Source organism: Kribbella sp. VKM Ac-2566 (assembly GCF_004366005.1).
GTDB classification, from domain to species: domain Bacteria; phylum Actinomycetota; class Actinomycetes; order Propionibacteriales; family Kribbellaceae; genus Kribbella; species Kribbella pratensis.
In genome coordinates this window covers 1,674,401-1,693,102 of the sequence record NZ_SODT01000008.1, presented here as the reverse complement: position 1 = coordinate 1,693,102, position 18,702 = coordinate 1,674,401, and the positions used below count along the sequence as shown (strand labels likewise).

Here is an 18,702-nt window from a genome sequence, read left to right as displayed (position 1 = left end):
ATCGGCGCAGCTGTGGCTGCCGCAATCGGCGGTCTTCTGGGTGGCATTGCTGCATTCAGTAAGGACGACCCCGCTCAGAAGACCGACGACAACACCAGCAGCGTCGGCGGCGACGGCTGCATCGCGGTCGGTCAGAACAGCCAGTGCAATACCAAGCTCAACGACGTGCTCCGCGACGGCAGGATCAGTGATGCGGACTTCAAGGAGAAACTCGCGGCGACCTCGACGGCACCACCGACCGGCAACGGTCCGTACCTATTCGTCGTCATCGACACGGCCGACCTTGGCCTTAAGGTCCGGTCGGGCCCCCGCGCCAAGGACCAGCAGATCGGCACCAGCGCGAACCGCACGGTCGTGTGGGCCGATTGCGAGCAGAAGTCGGACTTCGATCCCGACCCAAGCCTCAACACGGGCCCGCGCTGGCTAAAGATCCACTGGCCGAACAAGACGCCCGGTGGGCAGTTCTTCAACTCCGAGCCGGGCGCGCCGGCCCAGGGCTGGGTCCACCGCGGCTATGTCGTTCCTGCTGGCCACAACGGCAACATCAAGGCCTGCTGAGGGCGCGCGAGCAACTCGCTGCGTGGTTTCAATGCGTCGCGTATTCGCGGATCTTGCCGCGCTGGTGCGGCCGGTGATCGCCCAGGCGCATCGGCAAGTTGGGAGGCCACAGCAGCCGCCTCTGGTCCTGAAAGGACGCTGCCCACCTTGGATCCGTCGGCCATGTGTGGGCCCCGGCGCTGCATCTGTTTGAACGCCGGGGCTTCAAGCATCCGGATTCTCGAACACCCGGGGCTCATGCGGCTCCGATACCCGATGGCCTTGCTCCAAACTCGTCCCGACCCAGCGTCTGTTGGCAAGTCGATCGATTCTCACCACCAGCAAGCAAGCGGGCGGGTTCGTTGGAAATTCTGGAAGTGCGGAAGCCCGCGGCCGAGTACTCTCGACGTTCACCATGCACGAGATGATCAACAGCCGCGCGCGAGTCGCGATCCGCGAACTTATGAGCGGCACGGTGCTGCGCGAGATCGACACGATGTGGCAAGACGAAGGTTTCGCGCCGCCCGATCCGATCGAACCCGTGGGTGGCGAGCGCGTGACCCGGTTCCAGGAGTACCTCAACCAGGTCGACTGGACCGACGTCGGTCACGTCACCAGGGCGCTCCGGGTGTTCGAGGTGGCCCTGGCCCCACTCATCTCTCCGCCCTCCGACTGGGAGCTCACTCCCCGGCAGGTCAGTCAGCTAGAGCGGGTACGGAAACTTCTCGCCCGAGACAACTACACGCTCACCGAGGACGGCCGGATCATCGGCGGCCCGATCGAGATCATCTCTCCTCCGCTGCTGAGTGGTCTGACAGATCCCCAGGTCATTCACGAGCACCTGGACAGAATCACCGCCGCACTCGAGCGGGACGACCCGGCCCAGGTGATCGGCTCGGCCAAAGAGCTTGTGGAGAGCACTGCGAAGGTAGTCCTGCGACAGTGCGGCGTGCCCGTGAACGAGAAGGACGATCTGCCAGCCCTTGTGAAGCAAGCGCAGGAGGCCCTCGCCGTTCATCCAGGCGGAGTGTCTGTCGGCGCCGACGGTGCCGACGGAGTCAAGAAGATCCTCGGAGGCGCGATCACGATCACCACCAGCATCGCCGAACTCCGCAACCGCGGCTACGGTACGGGCCACGGCCCCGGCCAAGCCCGCACCGGCCTCAGCGCCCGGCATGCGCGGCTTGCCCTGCACGGCGCGAGGACCTGGTGCGAGTTCATGCTCGACACCCTCGCCGATGCCAACGCTCCGTGGCGTACCCGTCAAGCAAGCCACGGTGGCGACATGACGAGCTCGTAGGGACCTCGCGGGGCAGTACCGCTTACCTGCAGGGCTAGTCGGCGCGTCAGCCTGCGCGATCATCAACAAGCGTCGTGGGCGCCGTGGGCCAGCGACGGTCCGATCTGCTCCGGTTGAAGCGCTGCGCTGGTCAGGGGGCGGGCTCGAAGATCCGGGTCTCGAAGGTGATGTCGACGAGGGTGCCGGCGGAGTCGTTGGAGACGAAGAACACCGGTTGCTCGCAGCCGCCAGTGTCGATCCATCCGCCTGTGGCAGTGACGAGGTTCGTAGAGTCTGCCTTGGTGGCGGTCTCTGGGGTGTCGGAGTAGTAGACCTTGCCGATCGTGATCGCTTTGCCGAGGCTGCGCCAGTGCGTTCTCATGGCCCGGGTGGCGCAGCCGTTCATCGTGAGCGGGAATTCTGGGATGTAGTTGGATTGGTCTGAGAAGGCCCGAAAGGTGTCAGACATCGTGGATTCGGCCGTCGCGGGCCGGAAGTGGGCCATCGACCACTGGTCCGTCGGTGACGGCGTCCTGGGAGCAGGCGACGTCGTTGCACCTGGTGGGGTCGACGTCCCGCTTGTAGCGGTTGTAGCGGTTGTGGCGGGCTGGCGCGACGCGGGCGTTTCACCAGTGGTGAGTAGGGCCGCGACGATTGCCGCCAGGACGGCGATCGTACAGATGGCCCCAGCCGCGATCAGCCAGCGCTTGCGGTGCAGGCTGACGGGCGGGGGTAGGACGAGGGTGTCGCCAGGTCGCCTGAAGGTGTCACCGAGCACCGCGGTGATCGAGTCGGGCGCGGCGGACTTCGTGACGGTACCGAGGAGATCAGTCGCCGATGGGCGAGCGCTCGCGTCAGGGGACAGTGCTGCTCGCACTTGGCCGGCCAGCGGTTCGGGAACGCCGGCCAAGTCGGCGAGACCCGAGACCACCCGCTGGGCGATCTCGGGCGCTGGTCCCGTTCCGAAAGGCGCCCGTCCGGTAGCGGCGTAGGCGACCGTCGCTCCCCATGCCCACACATCCGCAGCCGACCTGACTTCGTCACCGCGCAGCTGCTCGGGCGCCATCCAGCCCGGGGACCCGACAACAGTGCCAGCGGCCGTAAGAGATGTGGTGTCTTGGTGTTGGGCAATGCCGAAATCGATGACACGTGGACCCTCGGCGCTGAGGATCACATTCGCTGGTTTCAGGTCCCGGTGGACCAAGCCTGCGGCGTGAATCGCAGCGAGGCCTTCGGCGATGCCCGCGGCGATCCCGACAAGCATTTGACCCGCCAGTGCCCCCCGGCTGCCAACGTGCTCCGCAAGGTTAGGGCCGGCCACGTACTCGGTTGCCAGCCACGGCGGTGATGCGTCGACATCGGCGTCAAGAAAGTGAGCGCAGCACACCCCGCCGACACGCTCGCAAGCGGCAACCTCTCGCCGAAACCGTGCCAGGAACGCTGGATCTCCACCAAGCTCGGCCCGCAGGACTTTCACCGCTACGTTCTCGCCACTGCCCGACTCGGCGAGGTACACCACCCCCATCCCGCCTTGTCCGATCCGCGCGATGAGCCGGTATGGCCCGACCGCGGCAGGGTCTTCATCGGTGAGCCGCTGCATCATCCCCCCGGCTCTCCCTTCCTGATGCCTTCGTCGCCGCGCATCGTACTCGTGGTCGGCCTCCACCCCGAGACCCGCAGACGAATGTCGGTCCTGGTGGCACGATTCAGACGTGGCGAGCATCGCTGAGCGGATCCTGGAGGCCATCAGGTATGTGCCTCTCGACGACGACGAGTTGGCCCAGCGGCTCGGGGTCTCTCCGCGACAGTCGATCAACCAGGCAGCTCGGATGCTTCAAACACGCCGCCTGATCCGTCGTACCCCTGGGCCAGACGGCAAGCTCATCAACGTCCTCGTCGAGCCGGACGCCGCCATCCCGGAAGCCGCTTCACCCGTGCGTGTCATCTCGGGTCAGCGCGCGAACCCGGTCACCGAGGACGAGGTGAAGACCGCGATCCGTGACCACTTGGAGGCCTTGGGATTCGAGGTCAAGGTCGCCTGGGGTCAGATCCAGGGCATCGACGTCGATGCCCGCCACCCGGATGGCCGCCGGTACGTAATAGAAGCGAAGGCCGAGAAGAGCCGGAACGGCCCGCAACAGCACAACTACTTCGTCGGGATGCTCGGCGAGCTGGTGCAGCGGATGTCCGACCCAGCCGCGAAGTACGGGATCGCCATTCCGGACAACCGGCAGTATCGGGGGCTGGTCGACCGACTCCCCCGCTACGCCAGCGAGCAACTAGGACTCGTCGTGTTCTGGGTGACGCGGGACGGGGCCAATTTCGCAGTGGAGGTCGAGGAGACATGACCGTCGACCCTCCAGGCTGGATCGACCCTCCTCCCGCGCTCACGCTCACTGGCGCTGAGCGTTTCCGCGGAGTCGATGCCACGGTCACCGAGTTCTGGGCGTACGCCCTACGAGACCTGAGGACCAACACGACCCGCGGATTCGTAGTGGAGTTCCTGGTGGCGCGCGCAGTCGCCGCGACGGCGCCACGGGTCGAGTGGGGACTCGTTTGACGTCCTCTCACCGGCCGGCGTCAGGATCGAGGTGAAGTCGGCCGCCTACCTCCAGGCGTGGGGCCAAGCGATCCCGTCTCGAATCTCATTCCGAGGCCTGAAGGCCCAGGCCTGGGACGATCGCACCGGCTACTCGGGCGCTGCGACGTACAACGCGGACGTCTACGTCTTCTGCGTGCAGACCGCCCTGACACACGATGCCTACGACCCGCTCGACGTCGACCAATGGGAGTTCTACGTGCTGCCGGTCGAGACGGTCCGCGCGATCAACCAGAAAGAGATCGGGCTCGCCCGCGTCCGCACCCTCACGCAGGCGGTTGCGTTCAGGGACCTCGCCGCCGGGATCGAGCGAACCACCGACGTCCAGTCGGAGCCGAACAGCTAGCCTCGTTTCCTATCGATCGACCGAGCCACCATCGCCGCTGCTCGCCGCGGCGGGCGCGTACTTGCCCATGGCGACCGATGAAGCGCGTGTGCTGACCGTCCGCCAGCCCTGGGCGTGGGCGATCATCCATGGCGGCAAGGACGTCGAGAACCGCAGTTGGCCAACCAAACGTCGGCCGGATCAATCGACCGCTCGCCGCGCTCGCCGCGCTCGCCGCGCTCGCCGCGCTCGACCGCTCGACCCGACACCCCCTTGCGTGTCCTGGAGCTTGTGACATAGCGCCGCTGATCGGTAAGCAGCAGGGAGATCGGGCGCGTCCAGCCCGGTTTCATGAGGCGCCGAACGGGCGGGAGGATTCCGGGTTGGCACGGTGGACGAGTCGGTCGGGTGGCCGTCATCCTCGGGGGAGGCCGACTTCGAGGGGAATCGCAATGAATCTGGGCTTCGAGCGGATATTGCAGGTGAAGATCCCGGTGACGGATCTCCAGCGCAGTGTCAATTGGTACCGGCGGGTGTTCGGGCTGCGGCTGGCCTGGGAGTTCGGCGAGCCCGGTGTCGTCACTGGCGCGGTCCTGACCGATGACGCCGAGCGGTTTCTCATCGGCCTGCGACGGCTCGACACCGTGCCCGGCGAGCCGTCGCTGGCCGGCTTCGACGTCGTCAGCCTCGGTGTGCCGTCCGTCGACGTATTGAAGGCGCTGGCGGAACGTTTCGACGAACTCGACGTGGCGCATGGCCCGCTGTTCGACCGCGGGCCGGGAGGCGGAGTGCAGCTCGACGTACCGGATCCCGATGGCACGGTGATCCGGATCCTGTCGCCGTTCGGGGAGCACGCGCCGTTCATCGGCGTCGAGTTCGGGGGCGACGGGACACCCGCCTTCTACACGGCCCCGCGCCTGCAGCTGGACTGAAGCTAAAGGCCGGAACGCCTGCTCACCACGGCATCACCGCCGAGTCGGCAATCCGACTGCTACGGGTTCCGTAAGGTTCAAAGTGATCAATTGAACCTTACAGAAGGCAGCTTATCGGCTCCGAAAGCACGGGAGTTGCATTAGGTGCAGCTTGCTGCCACGCCAGGCAAGTTTGGTTGGCCAAGAAATCGATCGTTGTGTGCGGTTGAGGTCGCTACGTTGATGTCCTTGTCAGCCGTTCTGAGGAGCAGCGCGATCACCCAATCAACATCGTTCGTCGAGCCGGCTACCGATCCGGCGCTGCTGAGGATCCTGACGGCCGCTGGTCTGCCGGCAACCGGGCGCTTTCTTCCAAAGGCCGGCTGGGTTAGCCGCGCGTGGGTCGGCGACGAATACGTCGCACGACGGAACACCGACGAACGGCACCGCGACGCGTATCGCCACGAGGCTACAGTCGTCAGCCTGCTCGCCGGCAGCGAGGTCCCACACGCCCGGCACCTCGCCCACGGCGACGGCCTGGACGGGCCGTGGTACGTCTCCGAACGCCTGCCCGGCCGAACCCTGTACGACGCGTGGCCGGCGGCGGACTCGTCGACGCGCCAAGCAATGATCGAGAGCCTCGGCGCTGCGTTGCGTGCACTGCACCGGATACCTGTCCCGGCGGGCCTGCTGCCACCCTGGCTGGCCCACGCAATCGCCGAGAAGAAGCCGTGGGCTGCGTTCCATCCACCTGTGGTGAGTGCGGCGCTCCAGCTGGTCGAGGATGCCCGGCGACTGCCCGGCCATGACTCGCGCCTGCTCACCGACGTCACTGATTGGGTCCAGGAGCGGTTGGTGTTGTTCGCCGCCGACGAACCCGTCCTCGTCCATGGTGATCTACATGGATCCAATCTGATGGTCGACCAAGGACGCGTCACCGGTCTTATCGACTTCGCGGAGGCGTTGGCTCAGCCGGCGGATGTCGAGCTCGATACGATCCTGCGCTGGTGCGCGAGGGCGCGAGAATACCCACCCACACCCGACGAACAAGGGCTCGACGAGACCACACTCACAGAGGTCCCCGGATGGCTGCATGGCGCATATCCAGAGCTGTTCGAGCGCGAGCAGCTGCGCGAGCGGTTGAACTTCTATGACATGTACGGGGAGCTCGCGCTCTACGCACACCACCCCCAGCCTGACATACGCGAAGCGGCCCAGGTCCGCATCGCTCGCCTTCTTTTCGGTCGTAACCATCTAGATGGACTCGTCTGGTAGGTCGTACGTCTTCGCGCCTACACGGGCGACATCGTGAGCTGCGCCCGAATCTCTGGGCGCGTTGCGGGACCGTTCGAAGCAAAGCGATCGAGGGTCCAGGCCCAGCCCTGGCAATCTCGGCGGCTGAAGGTCTGCGTCAACCGATGCCGCCGAGGTCCAACCGTCGAGGGCCTGACCGGCGGCATTCAGACTCGGTCCACCGCCTCCGGATCTACCGCGATCAGGGCGCCGCGCACCCGGCCTACTCCCGGCTCATCAACTCCCGTCCCTGCCAGTTAAACAACGGGAGATGCTGCGGCCCTGGAATGTGTTCTGCGGCGGATGATGGTGGCATGTTGACGTGCGGGGCCAGGTCACGCGGACAGGTCTTGATCCTGGCCGCTCTGGTGATGCTTGGAGGCTGCTCATCCGCACCGGTCGAGCGCACTTCGCCGAGCGTGCCGGTGACGACCTCTGCGGTACCTGCCGTATCGGTCAATTACTCTGCGCGACGTCAGGCAACCATCGCGGTCATGAATGGCGATGGGCTTGTCGCAGCCGCAGGCGCCGTCTGGGTGAAGACTGACGACGGTCGCGCCGTGCGTATTGACCCGGCGACGAACCGGGTGACCGACGAGTTCAAGCTCGACACGGTGGCGGACGAGAGCCAGTACTGCCAGGGCATCGGTACCGACGGCTTGTCGGTCTGGGCTTGTGCGACGGCAGATGACGGCACGGGGTTGGCGCAGATCGACCCGAAGGCGCGGCGGGTCCTACGCCGCGTGTCGGTTGGCAAGGTCTTCGATCAGCTCGCGCTCCCGTCCGCGGGGCGCGGCGTCTGGGTGCTGACCGCTGACGGGACCAGGGCGAGCGTCGTCGAGCCGGCGACAGGCCGAGTTACGGCGTACCCACTTGGTTCCCGGTATCTGCAGTTGGCCGCGCTGGCCGATCGTGTCGTGGCAACCTCGGCGACGGAGAATGCGGTGGTCGTGCTCGACGCTGCGAACGGCGCAGTCGTCGGTCGGATTTCCCTGCCTAAACCAGGTATGGCCGCCTTGGCGGGAACCGACCTCTGGATCGACACCGAGGCGGGCCTGGCGCGTGTGACGCGCGGTCTCGTCACACGCTCCGTGTACACCAATCTCGGTGCAGGCTCCGGCGGTGACCTCATCGCGGCTGGGGGCGCGGTGTGGGTGCGCGGGTCCGACGGCGCGATCACGAAAGTCGATCTCGCCAGCGGCCGTGTCGTCGAACGGATCACGCCGGAGCAACCGCTGACTGCCGGGAGCCTGCTCGTAGCCTTCGGCAGCATCTGGACGACGTCCAGCGATCAAGGAATCGTCGTGCGACTTCGACTGGAACCTTGAGCGCGTCCGACCGTCTGTGCCTACCGGCGGCGAATTGGGGCAACCAGAAACCGATGACGCTCCGACTACTCCCGACCCATCAACTCCCGTGCCTGCCAGTCAACAACAGGGTTGCACGCCGCAGAATTCAGGTCGTGGCCTTGACAGCCACGATGTCCAGGCTGATGTTTCGGACTCCGGAGCGGGTCTGGTTTTCGGCGTTGCCACGAACATTGTCGGCGAAGGCCACTGCCGCATCGCGGTCGGAGAAGACGATGAACGTGTGTGACCGCCCCGGGTCCTCATAGTCGCTCCAATAGCCCTTCACCAGGCCGGGCAACTGGCTCACGCCGGCAACGATCCCCTCCAAGGCAGATTGTTGTGCCTCATCCCGGGCTGGGTCCATTTCCCATACACCTAGTACTGCGTACATAGCCGTCTCCCTCACCTGTGCCGATTCCCGCGTCTGTTCAGTGGTGCGGGTAGGTGTCGCAGCGCTCATGCCGTTGAGTGAGCATGCGGCCGCGACGGTCATCTACCCCTGGCGCACGACTCTGTAGATGGTTTCTGATCTCGGCGCCGGACGCGGCACGTCATGCCAGCCGATCTCCTCAGCCTTCAGAGAGATGGCCGCCTTGACCTCGGTGATGTCCACGTCGTCATCAAAGAAGGCGATCGAGAGGCCGTTGCCCGTGTCGGCGTCGAGCAGGTGGTAGGCGTCCAGCACCCCGGGAACCGTCTTGGCCGCGTCGATGACCCACTGGCGATCGTCGTCAGGCATCGGTTCCCAGATAGCAACGCGAGCAATCATGGCGCACCTTCCCGATCTTCGTGAGTGTCTCCAGATAGTGAGGTACCTCAACTGCCGCGATCAGGACGTCGCGCACGCAGCTACTCCCGGCTCATCAACTCCTGCCCCCGCTCGCTTAGCGTCGTCGGTTCCAGAGCTGGTGCGTTGCTGCGGCGATGAGGCGTTGTTCGATGATCGCGGCCGACGTGCGGTCCGGACTGACGGTCCACGTCAGCTCGAGGTCTGCTCGCGTGAGAGCGGCCTGCGCCCACTGCTTGGCTCGCAGAGGACCTTCGGTCCGAGTCCGTTCGATCATGTGGTCGAGCCACGCCGGGTCGGCCAACGCGCGATCGAGAGCTGCTTCGCCCAAGCCGCTGACGGCCGCCTTGCCGGTGAGGTAGATGCGCAGCCGGCCTCGGATTCCCTGGCCACGGCGCTCGCCCGCCATGCCGATGTAGACAATCTGCCCCGTGGGTCGTTCGCGGGCAACGTAGACCCCAGGCTCGCGCGGCGCGATGCCCGCGGCCTCCTCGAACAACAGCCACGGTGCCCATTGCAGCTCCGGATCCAGTTCCATCTACAGATCTTCGGGCACCCGGCGGTAGCTTGCGCACCATGGCGTTCGAGCACCTGCGTGCCGCACTCCAAAACTTCGATGCAGCCGCGGCCACACTCGGTATGCCACCGCTGATCTACGAGGTCGAGGTCCTGCCAGCGCCGCACCAACAGCACACCGTCGATCGAGGCCTTCTGGGCCCAGTAGATATTGGCGCGGTCGAGGTTGACCTTCATCCAATCCCGCACGCAGCTTGCATCTAGGTGGGCGATGCCCAGCCATGGCCATAAGAGCTGGTATTCGACCAGTGAACGGGCCAACGTCGACCTGGCCGCTGTCGTGGAGTAGTGCTGGTAGCGGAACCGGTTGTTGGAGCCGGCACCGACCCGGCCGACCTTGAGGACCCGACCGGGGCCCGCGGGACAGTCCACGTGTTCGGCGAGCGAGAAGACGTAGACGGCACCGTGACCTGGTGAAAGATCTGCTCTGCTCAGCTGATGCGATGTGCGGTTCGGCTCAGCGTTCGACTGTACCGCCGAGCTTGGGTGCGAGCTTGTCGGCCCCGGGTGCGTTGATGATCCAGTTCGCCCCGATCAACTGCGGGTCCACCGGAATCTTGTTCTCCTTCGCTAGCTCGTTCATCCCCTGCAGGTTCTCCAGGGCGAGCTGGAGATCTGCGGCGGTGGCGTAGGTCGAGAGCACCGAGTCTTCGGAGCAGGTCCCCGACTCCGCCGCGGCGACCACGACGTTGTCCTGTACCCAGGTCGGGCACAGCATTCCGGCAGCGACCGCGGCATCCCTCAACGCCTCCACGGTCTGGTACCGCTGAGCTGTCGGTGGAGTTGTCGCGGTCGCCGATGGTGTTGCGGCGGGTGCCTGCGCGGCGGGCTTGTCGGCGCCGCAGCCTGTGATGGTCAGGGCGAGCAGCAGCGCCGCCCCGATGGCTCTTCGCATAATTGTTCCCCCTCGTGTGCGTGTATCGGTGATTGGTGGGCGGATTGGTGGGCGCCTGTTACGCAAAGTCAGCGCGCCACCCACAAGCCGGCGAAGAAGTCCACGGCGAACGACAACCCGACGATCAGCAGGAGCTGAACGAGGTTCATCGAGACCCGGATCACGTCCGAGGGCACGGCTGGTCTCCTGTTGGGTAACCGGCATCCCGACGACGCCCGGCCGTGATGCTGTTCGTGGTGCGAAGTCCTCCCTATCCCCGTCAGAGGCCAGCCTTGTTAACGCCGTAGACGGCCTGCGCGTGGGTGTACCCATCACCGGCGCTCGATTCGAGCTGGTGGATTAGGCCCTTGCGCGAGAAGTGGGTCATGTCCAGGTAGGACTTCGCGGATTTCGCGGCCTGCTCGTTCCAGTTGACCTCGATGTGGTCGACCGCGAAGGTCGCGTCCGCATTCGAGTAGCCATCACCGGCATCGGACGACAGTTGCCGGATCAGGCCCTTGCGACTGAACGCGGTGAAATCCAGGTAAGACTTGGCCGAACCAATTGCCTGCTCCTGGCTCTTGGTCAGCGAAACCTTCGGCGTGGTCTTCGGCACGGTCTTCGGAATGGTCTTCGGCGCGGTCTTTGGCGCAGTCTTTGGCATGGCCTTGGTGGTGGTCGTTGTCGGCGCAGACGACCCGCTCTCGCTAGGGGTGGTGCCGCACGCACCCAGTGCGATGAGTGCGACGGTGCCTGTGAGATTGCCTGCGATGAGCTTCTTCTTCATGTGCGGTGACGCCCTTTTCATCGTTTGACGCCATTTGCGCCTAGATATCGCGAATCTCGGGTGAGCAGGTCGAGCGAGTCGACATACCAGCCGACGGATCGCGTACCCCAGGAGCGCGGCGGACGAGCACCGGTACCGAGAACGCTGCGAAGGGCCATCCTTATATGGACCCTATCAGAGAGCTATCGGATCTTCAAATTGAATCTATAGGATCCCTATTGGCCTGTACTTGCGGTAAGGTTGTCTCATGCCACGCCCCTATACAGACCCTGTGGAGATCATCACCGGGCCGGTCCCCGCGCAGTCCCCGTTCATCCCCACCGACGCGAAGATCGTGGTGGGAGCGGTCGCGCCGGCGTCCCCCGATCCGATCCCGATCGTGCTGCTACCGGGGTTCGAGTACCGGATGCGCGAGTGGCGGCACCCGGACACCCGCGACATCCACTGGCGGCTCGAGCGAAGAAAGTCCACCCAGCAGGGCGACGACGACCAGTAGCTCACCGAACGGCCCATGGGCTGACCCGCCGCCGCAAAGTTCCCGCTGGCAGTCCAAGCAGGCCGCATCGCCGTACTCGCAGCAGTCCCTCGCGGTGCCGACACCTGCCGTCCGGTGCGTCTAATGAACGATCGATTCTCAACACCTCATGCCCTGGCGGAGGATGGGGTCGGGGGAGAGGGCATCCCCGAACGGAAGGGAAACAAGAGTGGCCACCGACATCGATCAGCACGCTACCGACCTGCTCGAAGCGATCTACGAAGCTGGGCGAGCAGGAACGGATCCGGACGAGGCGATCAGCGCCTACCTGCAGCGCGCCGGGCACGATGTCGACTGCGGCTTCCAGCTGGTGGATCTTCTCGCCAGTCAAGGTCTGGTCAAGCCGTACTCGACGTTCGGCACTCCGAGGGCCATGATCACGCCGGCGGGGATCCAAGCGATACGGCAGCTGGTCGCGGACCGCGCCGATCCGAAGGTGCGCTCGGCCGTGCTGCGAACGGAGATGATCACATGGCTCGACGCCCAGGAGGAGCAGGGTGTGCACCCTGGCAGCTTCCAGGAGTTCGCTGACCAGTTGGTATCCCCGCTGGCCTTCAGTGAGCGTGAACTACGCGGCGCCGCCGAGCTCCTTCTGCGCCACTCGCTGATCGACGCGGTGCACGTCGAGGAGTTCACCGAAGGCTGGATCGCGCCTCGGCTGACGGTTGAAGGTCGGGAGTGCATCACCGACTGCGGCGGCGACGTCGGCGAGTATCTCCGCGATCGCCGGAGGCCGGGGCCGGGAAATGATTCCTCGCTTGCCGATGACATCTGGTCGACCTGACCCCGCGGGCGGACTTGGGGTAGCGCGTCAGCCTTCACGCTCTGGCTGCGGTGGAGCCAGAACTCCCGGGATTCGGAGCGCCCAGAGCCCGTCAGGCCGCTCGATCCATTCGCCGATGCTCAGGCTTCGGCCGCGATCGTCTTCGACTTCTACGAAGCGCCCAGCGTCTGGCGCCGGCGGGCCGTCGAAGATCACGTTGATCGCCTGCACTTCATTTGCCATCGGCCGCCTCCTGCCGCTTGGTGGCTTGCGACTCAGTACGACGGTCGCCCCGGCGGCCTCATCTCGTCAACCGGCCTGCGTTTCGGCAGGTCACACCGGAGACGGGTTTCCGGTCGCCGGTGGAGCCGCGAGCAAGGCAACGCGTTGTCAGGCGCCGTACGTGAGTGGGTCGTACAGTTCGGCCGGGGGTGTGGCCCAGGGCAACGGTTCGAGGCCTTTGCCGTTGTGGTGGTGGCCTTCGAGGGTGCATTTTCCGCGGCCGGGGGCCAGGTCGATGACCTGGCCGTCGAGGGCCTCGATGAGGTCGCGGTAGTCGGGTTTCAGGTCGCCGAGGATGAGCGGCTGGACGCCGTGCCCGGCCAGGCCGAGCGCCATCCGGCGTACCACCGTTGACTTCCCGAGCCCAGGCTTGCCAAGCACGAAGGCCGACGGGTTGGAGATCAGCCGCGACCGCGCGACCAGCTGATCGGGTCGCAGCACACCGTGGCGTCGGAGTTGAGGGCGCGACCGAGACCCCACGACTCACTGTTTCCTGCAGGCTGTCGATCAACCGGTCCACCGACTGGCTTCACAATTCACCCCGCCCGGGAACTGGCCACCACCGGAGCGCAGACTCCGTACGTCACTCCATACCGCTTAGGAGTCGTGACGCCGCTGGAACTCGGTGCGCCCTACGGCTGCCTCGGCCTCCAGCATCCGGGCGCGACGCTCCATGTGCCGCATCAACTCCTCGTTGATGCGCCGTCGCTGTGATCCATAAGGGGCGTCAGCCTCCGATCTGTGCGTCCGCCCCGCTGTCCGCGGACGGTGTGCTGGACGGGGGTGGTCGACGTACCGGCGGGAGGACCGGACTGCGGTTTGCCCGGCTCGGGCAGCGGGTTCTGCAGGAGGGTTCTGTTCCGTCGCTGTTCCGTGAGACCTTGGCAATCGGCGGTCAAAAGCGCGAATTGTTGCTCATTGATGCGGGCAGCTCAGGGGCAGAGCCGCCCAACACGATGGGTCACTTAGTGGCGGCCCGTAGGTCGTCTTTGTGCAGGTCAAGCCAGGTTTCGAACGATTCTAGGGCCGGGTTGAGCTCGCGGACCTTCGCCAGGTTGCGGTTGCCGGTGAAGTCTTCGTGGTTCTCGGCGTAGAACTGGAACATGTTGGCCATTTCGACGGCCATGGGGAAGGGGTATTGGCGGTACTCGTCGAGGGTCGGGGAGTTGTAGGTGACCTTTTCGCCGAGGGCTTCGGTGAGGGCGGCGGCGTACTGGTCGCCGGTGAGGTGGTCGCCGGCGACGCTGACGGTCCGGCCGATGAGGTCGGGGCGCTTGAGGATCGCCAGCGCGCTGCGGCCGATGTCCTCGGAGGCGATGCCGGACAGCCGCTTCTCGCCCATCGGGAGCGTGATGGTCAGTGTGCCGTCGGCGTTGCGGGTCGGCCGCATGGTGGTGATGAACGCGTCGAAGTAGAACGTGGTCCGCAGGAACGTCGTCGGTACGCCGTACTTCGTGAACAGGTCGTCGGCCTCGCCCTTCGCGTCGAAGTGCGGGACCTTGTAGCGACCGTCGTCCAGGCTCGGTACGTCGTCGCGTGCACCGAAGAACAGGCGGGTGTCCTCGAGCGTCGACCAGACCAGGTGCTGTACGCCGGCGTCGCGGGCGGCCCGCGCGGCGGTCTCGGCCTGGGCGAGCTCCATCTCGGCGCGGGTCCGCGCCGCCTCCTCGTCCGGGGTCAGCGGCGCCCAGTAGTTCGTCACCACGAAAGCGCCGTACGCGCCGTCGAAAGCGGCCCGGATGCTCGCCTCGTCGTCGAGATCGGCGGCGACCACCTCGGCGCCCGCGGCGGCGAGGTTCTTCGCGGCGGCGGAGTCCGGGTTCCGGGTCAGTGCGCGGACGGCGAACTCGCCGGACGGATCCGTCACGATCGCGCGGACCAGCGCGCCGCCCTGTGCTCCGGTCGCTCCGACGACGGCGATCAGCTTGCTCATAGCGTTCACTCCAAGAGTAGGTTGATGTGTCAACTCGACCGATCGTAGCGCGATTGGTTGATGTGTCAACCCAAGCGGGTAGGATGGTTCTCGTGAGCAAGGAACCGTGGCTTGACGACGACGAGCAGAAGGCGTGGCGCAGCTACTTGCTGATGAACCGCACGCTGGAGACGCACCTGGAGCGGCACCTCCAGCGGGATTTCGGCCTGTCCAAGTCGGACTTCGAGATCCTGGTGAACCTGTCCGAGTCGGAATCCGGCCGGATGCGCGCCTTCGAGCTCAGTCGCGCGACGCAGTGGGAGAAGAGCCGGTTGTCGCACCACTTGACCCGGATGGAGAAACGCGGGCTGATCCGCAAGGAGGCCTGCGAATCGCGGTATCCGGAGATCGCCATCACCGAGGAAGGTCTGGCGGCGATCAAGGAGTGCGCGCCGGCACAGGCCGCACGGGTGCGGGAGTTCTTCGTCGATGTGTTCGGCCCCGACCGCCTCGCTGTTCTCGGTGAGGTCGCCGACGAGATCGTCGGCACGATCGGCAAGCACTGCGAGACCGACTGCCCGCTGGAGGTCCGCTCCTGAGAGCTGTTCTCAGAGAGCTTTCAGCAGAACTTGACGGTGGCTTGATCTTCTCTTGGAGTGCGGCTGACGGGCCTCGCACGAGGCTTACGGCATGGTCACCACAGACGAATCCCACCCCAACCGCCGGCGCTGGCTGCATAGCGCGTCCGCGGCCGCGATAGCCACCGCCGTCCTCGGCGTCGGCGCGACCGGGATCTCGGTCGCGGTCGTGTCGGCGAAGCACTCCGGCAGCAGCGCCGGTACGACGGCGACGTCCAGCAGTTCGGACGACGACAGCAGCTCGGGCAGCAGTTCGGGCAGCGGTTCCGGCTCGAGCTCAGGGTCCGGCGACAGCGGCAGCTCGAGCGGACTCGGGTCCACGAACTCCGGCTCGACCTCGCAGGGCGGGAGCAACGGGTCATGACCGCCTCCCGCACGTGGAACGCGTGGAGTTGCACGGTCCGTTTGACTGTCGACGATCCCGCCGTACTCGGGGCGGCGTGCGGTGAGCTCAAGGCACTGATGGACCGCGTCGACAAGGCCGCGAGCCGGTTCCGCCCGGACTCCGAGCTGTCGATCGTCAACACGAGGGCCGGTGCGCTCGTACCGGTGTCGCGTCTGCTCGTCGACCTGGTCGACGTCAGCCTGGTCGCGGCCCAGATGAGCGGCGGTGCGGTCGACCCGACCGTCGGCCCGGCGGTGATCGCGGCCGGGTACGACACCGACATCGAAGCGGTACGGCGGCGCTTCCCCAAGGCACCCGACGACCCGACGCAGGTCGCCGGCTGGCAGGAGGTGCGTCTCAACCGGAAGCTAGCGCTGCTAGGGGTACCGAAGGACTGCTCGCTCGACCTTGGCGCCACTGCCAAGGCCTGGACCGCGGACCGGGCGGCCAACGTGATCAGCAAGCGCTACGGCTGCGCGGTCCTCGTCGAGATCGGCGGAGACCTGCGCGCAGCGGGTACGCCGACGAAGCCGTGGGTCATCACGGTCGCTGAGCGCGCTGGTGATGAGGGTGTCCTCGTGACACTCGCCCACGGCGGACTGACCACGTCGACCCGGACCGTACGGCGCTGGCAGACACCGACCGGCTACGGGCACCACGTCATCGACCCGCGCACCGGCCGTCCCGCGGAGGGTCTGTACCGGACTGCTTCCGTCTGGGCGCCGACCGCCGTACGGGCGAACACCTTCAGCACTGCGCTCATCGCGACTGGCGAGGCAGCTGTCGGGCGGCTGAAGCTCTCGGGTCACCCGGCGCGGCTGGTTGCCGATGACGGTGAGATCACCGAGCTGTGTGGGTGGCCGGCTGCGAGCAGGGCCGCCTGATGACCCTGTGGTACCTGGCCCGTGCGGCCGGCGTGGTCACGATGATCATGTTCACGCTGTCCGCCGTACTCGGGATGGTCATGCCCGGCGTACGTCGACCGGAGCGGAGGTTCTGGCTCCAGTACGTGCACCGCTCGGCAGCTGTCACCGGGCTGGTCCTGCTGGCGACACATGTGGTTGCCGTGATCGCCGACAGCTACGTGGATATCAGTCCGACCGTTCTGGTGTGGCCGTTCGGTGCCGGCTACCGGCCGTTCGCCATGGTTGTCGGTGCGCTCGCCCTCTACAGCCTGGTACTGGCGTCCCTCGTCGGAGCAGCCCGTGGTCGGTTGGCCGCGTCTGCAACGTTCACGAGGCACTGGCGCAAGCTGCACATCGCTGCGTCGGTGGGCTGGCTGCTGTCCATTGGCCACGCATTGCTGGCAGGTACCGACCGCAGTACGCCGTGGATGCTCGGCATCACGCTCGGCTGCCTGGCCGCTGTGGCCACTGCCGGGGCGTACCGGCTCAACCCGGCCCCTAAACCCACCCGTGCCTGGAGAGCCCAATGATCACAGTGGATGACACCAGAGCCATCGGTGAGGCCAGACTGCTGGCGGGACTCGACCAGGACCTCCGCCACCATCTGTTGACGTACGGTCCGCTACCCCAGCTGACCCGTGAGGACTACGTGCAGCTCTGCGAAGCCGTAGGACTCAGGGGGCGTGGTGGTGCGGCGTTTCCGGTCGCACTGAAGCTGCAGGACCTCCCAGCTCGCGGTGTGGAGGCTGTGGTGGTCAACGGCTCGGAGAGCGAGCCCGTGAGCCGGAAGGACCGTCTGCTGCTCACCCGATCGCCACATCTCGTTCTGGACGGCGCAGTCGGTCTCGCGCATGCACTGCGCGCGCCGCACGTGCTGATCGGCGTACACGACGCTGCCGCGGCCACGTCCCTCAGAGAGGCACTGATGGAGCGTGACGACCACCTGGCGATCGAGGTGCGTGACACCCCGGGGCGGTTCGTCGCAGGTGAGGCCCGCGCACTGCTGAGCGCGCTCGAAGGGCGCGCCGCAGTCCCACCAGGTCGACGGGTGCTCCCGACACGGTCGGGGATCCACAGGCGGCCGACGTTCCTGTCGAACGTGGAGACGTTCGCGCAGCTCGCCGTACTCGCGCGGCTCGGGTCCCGCGGGTTCAGCAGCACCGGTCTGATCAGCGAGCCGGGTACGCAGCTGCTGACGATCGACGGGGCAGTCCAACGACCCGGTGTGATCGAGACACCGACGGGTGTCCCGCTGGACACCGTCCTGCAGTACGCCGGCGCAGAACCGGGACCTGTCCTGCTGGGTGGGTACCACGGCCGCTGGCTGCCGCGGACCGACGGCGTGACGCTGCAGCGACCAGAGGTCTCCGCAGGCATCATCCTGGCGCTCGGCTCCGCCACCTGTCCGCTCGGTGAGGTCACCAGGGTCGCTGAGTGGCTGAGGAGTCAGTCGGCCGGCCAGTGCGGCCCCTGCGTCTTCGGCCTCGCGGCGCTCGTCGACGACTTCGCCCGGCTGACCATCGGCGACCGGCAGGGCTGGTACGACGCCCAGCGGCACCTCGGTCTGATTCCGGGCAGGGGCGCCTGCGCGCACCCGGACGGGGCTGCGAGGTTCCTCACATCGGCGCTCGAAGTGTTCGACGACGACGTACGGCGTCACCTGTCCGGTCAGGGCTGCGGCCGGCCGGTTCTCGGAGTTCTGCCCGCCCCTGGAGGTACCCGATGAACAAGGTGGAGATCGACTGGACCAGGTGCGACGGGCACGGCCTTTGCGCAGGTCTGATGCCTGATGACATCGTCCTCGACGAGTGGGGATTCCCCGTCCTCCGCGGCCGCGAAATCACCACCGGTGAGCTCCCGGACGCGCGCCGCGCAATCCTCGCCTGCCCGGCCCTCGCACTACGCCTCACCAGTCGATGACAGGCCCGTCCCAACACCACACCAGTGACAAAGGTGGACTAATCT

At 66.3% G+C, this 18,702-nt stretch carries 26 protein-coding genes; 16 read left to right on the top strand and 10 right to left on the bottom strand.

What is annotated here, in order from left to right:
• Window positions 1-12 precede the first annotated feature (12 nt).
• Both EV647_RS11090 and EV647_RS11085 read left to right on the top strand, forming a co-directional pair.
• Entirely contained in the window at window positions 13-558 is a 546-nt protein-coding gene (locus EV647_RS11090) for a hypothetical protein (protein WP_134001588.1), read from the top strand.
• A 403-nt stretch (window positions 559-961) separates the two neighbouring features.
• Window positions 962-1,837: an abortive infection family protein gene (locus tag EV647_RS11085; protein ID WP_202876096.1), complete on the top strand. Its 876-nt coding sequence runs from the start codon at window positions 962-964 to the stop codon at window positions 1,835-1,837.
• 130 nt (window positions 1,838-1,967) lie between these two features.
• Here the strand turns inward: EV647_RS11085 and EV647_RS11080 are convergent, their stop codons facing one another.
• Window positions 1,968-3,419, bottom strand: coding sequence for a serine/threonine-protein kinase (locus tag EV647_RS11080; RefSeq protein ID WP_166680276.1), 1,452 nt, complete (start codon window positions 3,417-3,419; stop codon window positions 1,968-1,970).
• Between the two features lie 109 nt (window positions 3,420-3,528).
• Here EV647_RS11080 and EV647_RS11075 point away from each other — a divergent pair, with 109 nt between their 5' ends.
• The 6 genes from EV647_RS11075 to EV647_RS11045 all read left to right on the top strand — a co-directional run bounded on the left by EV647_RS11075 (window position 3,529) and on the right by EV647_RS11045 (window position 8,272).
• Entirely contained in the window at window positions 3,529-4,164 is a 636-nt protein-coding gene (locus EV647_RS11075) for a MarR family transcriptional regulator (protein ID WP_134001582.1), read from the top strand.
• Entirely contained in the window at window positions 4,161-4,376 is a 216-nt protein-coding gene (locus tag EV647_RS11070) for a hypothetical protein (protein WP_134001580.1), read from the top strand. The genes EV647_RS11075 and EV647_RS11070 overlap by 4 nt, the downstream gene beginning before the upstream one ends.
• Window positions 4,377-4,407: 31 nt before the next feature.
• Window positions 4,408-4,761, top strand: coding sequence for a hypothetical protein (locus EV647_RS11065; protein ID WP_134001578.1), 354 nt, complete (start codon window positions 4,408-4,410; stop codon window positions 4,759-4,761).
• Window positions 4,762-5,192: 431 nt separating this feature from the next.
• Window positions 5,193-5,672 carry a VOC family protein gene (locus EV647_RS41945; RefSeq protein ID WP_166680275.1) on the top strand — a complete coding sequence of 160 codons (480 nt, stop codon included), beginning with the start codon at window positions 5,193-5,195 and terminating at the stop codon, window positions 5,670-5,672.
• A 228-nt stretch (window positions 5,673-5,900) separates the two neighbouring features.
• The gene (locus EV647_RS11050; protein WP_238177144.1) at window positions 5,901-6,926 is read left to right on the top strand and encodes a phosphotransferase family protein; all 1,026 of its coding nucleotides are present in this window, start codon (window positions 5,901-5,903) and stop codon (window positions 6,924-6,926) included.
• A 368-nt stretch (window positions 6,927-7,294) separates the two neighbouring features.
• Window positions 7,295-8,272 (top strand): hypothetical protein, encoded by a 978-nt coding sequence (locus EV647_RS11045; protein ID WP_134001574.1) that lies wholly within the window; start codon window positions 7,295-7,297, stop codon window positions 8,270-8,272.
• Between the two features lie 127 nt (window positions 8,273-8,399).
• Here EV647_RS11045 and EV647_RS11040 read toward each other — a convergent pair whose 3' ends face one another.
• The 3 genes from EV647_RS11040 to EV647_RS11030 form a co-directional block, all read right to left on the bottom strand.
• The gene (locus EV647_RS11040; protein ID WP_134001573.1) at window positions 8,400-8,600 is read right to left on the bottom strand and encodes a hypothetical protein; all 201 of its coding nucleotides are present in this window, start codon (window positions 8,598-8,600) and stop codon (window positions 8,400-8,402) included.
• Between the two features lie 186 nt (window positions 8,601-8,786).
• Complete coding sequence (locus tag EV647_RS11035) at window positions 8,787-9,032, bottom strand: hypothetical protein (RefSeq protein ID WP_238177143.1); 246 nt, start codon at window positions 9,030-9,032, stop codon at window positions 8,787-8,789.
• A gap of 145 nt (window positions 9,033-9,177) precedes the next feature.
• Window positions 9,178-9,618, bottom strand: coding sequence for a hypothetical protein (locus tag EV647_RS11030; protein ID WP_202870909.1), 441 nt, complete (start codon window positions 9,616-9,618; stop codon window positions 9,178-9,180).
• Window positions 9,619-9,656: 38 nt separating this feature from the next.
• Between EV647_RS11030 and EV647_RS11025 the strand changes: the two genes are divergently transcribed.
• Window positions 9,657-9,860, top strand: coding sequence for a hypothetical protein (locus EV647_RS11025; protein ID WP_134001571.1), 204 nt, complete (start codon window positions 9,657-9,659; stop codon window positions 9,858-9,860).
• A 253-nt stretch (window positions 9,861-10,113) separates the two neighbouring features.
• On the opposite strand, the gene EV647_RS11020 is transcribed toward EV647_RS11025, so the two are convergent.
• Together EV647_RS11020 and EV647_RS11015 are read right to left on the bottom strand one after the other, a co-directional pair.
• Window positions 10,114-10,551, bottom strand: a complete 438-nt coding sequence (locus EV647_RS11020) for a hypothetical protein (protein ID WP_134001569.1) — start codon at window positions 10,549-10,551, stop codon at window positions 10,114-10,116.
• 259 nt (window positions 10,552-10,810) lie between these two features.
• Window positions 10,811-11,317, bottom strand: a complete 507-nt coding sequence (locus EV647_RS11015) for an Ltp family lipoprotein (protein ID WP_134001567.1) — start codon at window positions 11,315-11,317, stop codon at window positions 10,811-10,813.
• A gap of 247 nt (window positions 11,318-11,564) precedes the next feature.
• Between EV647_RS11015 and EV647_RS11010 the strand changes: the two genes are divergently transcribed.
• Together EV647_RS11010 and EV647_RS11005 are read left to right on the top strand one after the other, a co-directional pair.
• Complete coding sequence (locus EV647_RS11010; protein ID WP_134001565.1) at window positions 11,565-11,813, top strand: hypothetical protein; 249 nt, start codon at window positions 11,565-11,567, stop codon at window positions 11,811-11,813.
• Window positions 11,814-12,021: 208 nt separating this feature from the next.
• The gene (locus EV647_RS11005) at window positions 12,022-12,636 is read left to right on the top strand and encodes a hypothetical protein (protein ID WP_134001563.1); all 615 of its coding nucleotides are present in this window, start codon (window positions 12,022-12,024) and stop codon (window positions 12,634-12,636) included.
• 27 nt (window positions 12,637-12,663) lie between these two features.
• Here EV647_RS11005 and EV647_RS11000 read toward each other — a convergent pair whose 3' ends face one another.
• From EV647_RS11000 to EV647_RS10990, 3 genes are all read right to left on the bottom strand, one after another.
• A complete protein-coding gene (locus EV647_RS11000) occupies window positions 12,664-12,858 on the bottom strand; it encodes a hypothetical protein (RefSeq protein WP_134001561.1) in 195 nt (64 codons plus the stop codon).
• Window positions 12,859-13,005: 147 nt separating this feature from the next.
• Window positions 13,006-13,338 carry a hypothetical protein gene (locus tag EV647_RS10995; protein ID WP_238177142.1) on the bottom strand — a complete coding sequence of 111 codons (333 nt, stop codon included), beginning with the start codon at window positions 13,336-13,338 and terminating at the stop codon, window positions 13,006-13,008.
• 520 nt (window positions 13,339-13,858) lie between these two features.
• Window positions 13,859-14,830, bottom strand: coding sequence for an NmrA/HSCARG family protein (locus EV647_RS10990; RefSeq protein WP_134001559.1), 972 nt, complete (start codon window positions 14,828-14,830; stop codon window positions 13,859-13,861).
• Window positions 14,831-14,913: 83 nt separating this feature from the next.
• Here EV647_RS10990 and EV647_RS10985 point away from each other — a divergent pair, with 83 nt between their 5' ends.
• Window positions 14,914-15,408, top strand: a complete 495-nt coding sequence (locus EV647_RS10985; protein WP_202876094.1) for a MarR family winged helix-turn-helix transcriptional regulator — start codon at window positions 14,914-14,916, stop codon at window positions 15,406-15,408.
• Window positions 15,409-15,492: 84 nt separating this feature from the next.
• Here EV647_RS10985 and EV647_RS10980 read toward each other — a convergent pair whose 3' ends face one another.
• Complete coding sequence (locus tag EV647_RS10980; protein ID WP_166680274.1) at window positions 15,493-15,801, bottom strand: hypothetical protein; 309 nt, start codon at window positions 15,799-15,801, stop codon at window positions 15,493-15,495.
• Window positions 15,802-15,807: 6 nt separating this feature from the next.
• On the opposite strand from EV647_RS10980, the gene EV647_RS10975 reads away from it, so the two are divergent.
• From EV647_RS10975 to EV647_RS10960, 4 genes are read left to right on the top strand one after another with little or no spacing between them, the layout of a single operon-like run.
• Window positions 15,808-16,716 (top strand): FAD:protein FMN transferase, encoded by a 909-nt coding sequence (locus EV647_RS10975; protein ID WP_134001553.1) that lies wholly within the window; start codon window positions 15,808-15,810, stop codon window positions 16,714-16,716.
• Window positions 16,716-17,267, top strand: coding sequence for a hypothetical protein (locus tag EV647_RS10970; RefSeq protein ID WP_134001551.1), 552 nt, complete (start codon window positions 16,716-16,718; stop codon window positions 17,265-17,267). Before EV647_RS10975 ends, EV647_RS10970 begins: the two co-directional genes overlap by 1 nt.
• On the top strand, window positions 17,264-18,463 hold the full coding sequence (locus EV647_RS10965) for an NADH-ubiquinone oxidoreductase-F iron-sulfur binding region domain-containing protein (protein ID WP_134001549.1): 1,200 nt from the start codon (window positions 17,264-17,266) through the stop codon (window positions 18,461-18,463). Before EV647_RS10970 ends, EV647_RS10965 begins: the two co-directional genes overlap by 4 nt.
• Entirely contained in the window at window positions 18,460-18,657 is a 198-nt protein-coding gene (locus EV647_RS10960) for a ferredoxin (RefSeq protein WP_133789839.1), read from the top strand. Before EV647_RS10965 ends, EV647_RS10960 begins: the two co-directional genes overlap by 4 nt.
• Window positions 18,658-18,702: the final 45 nt, after the last annotated feature.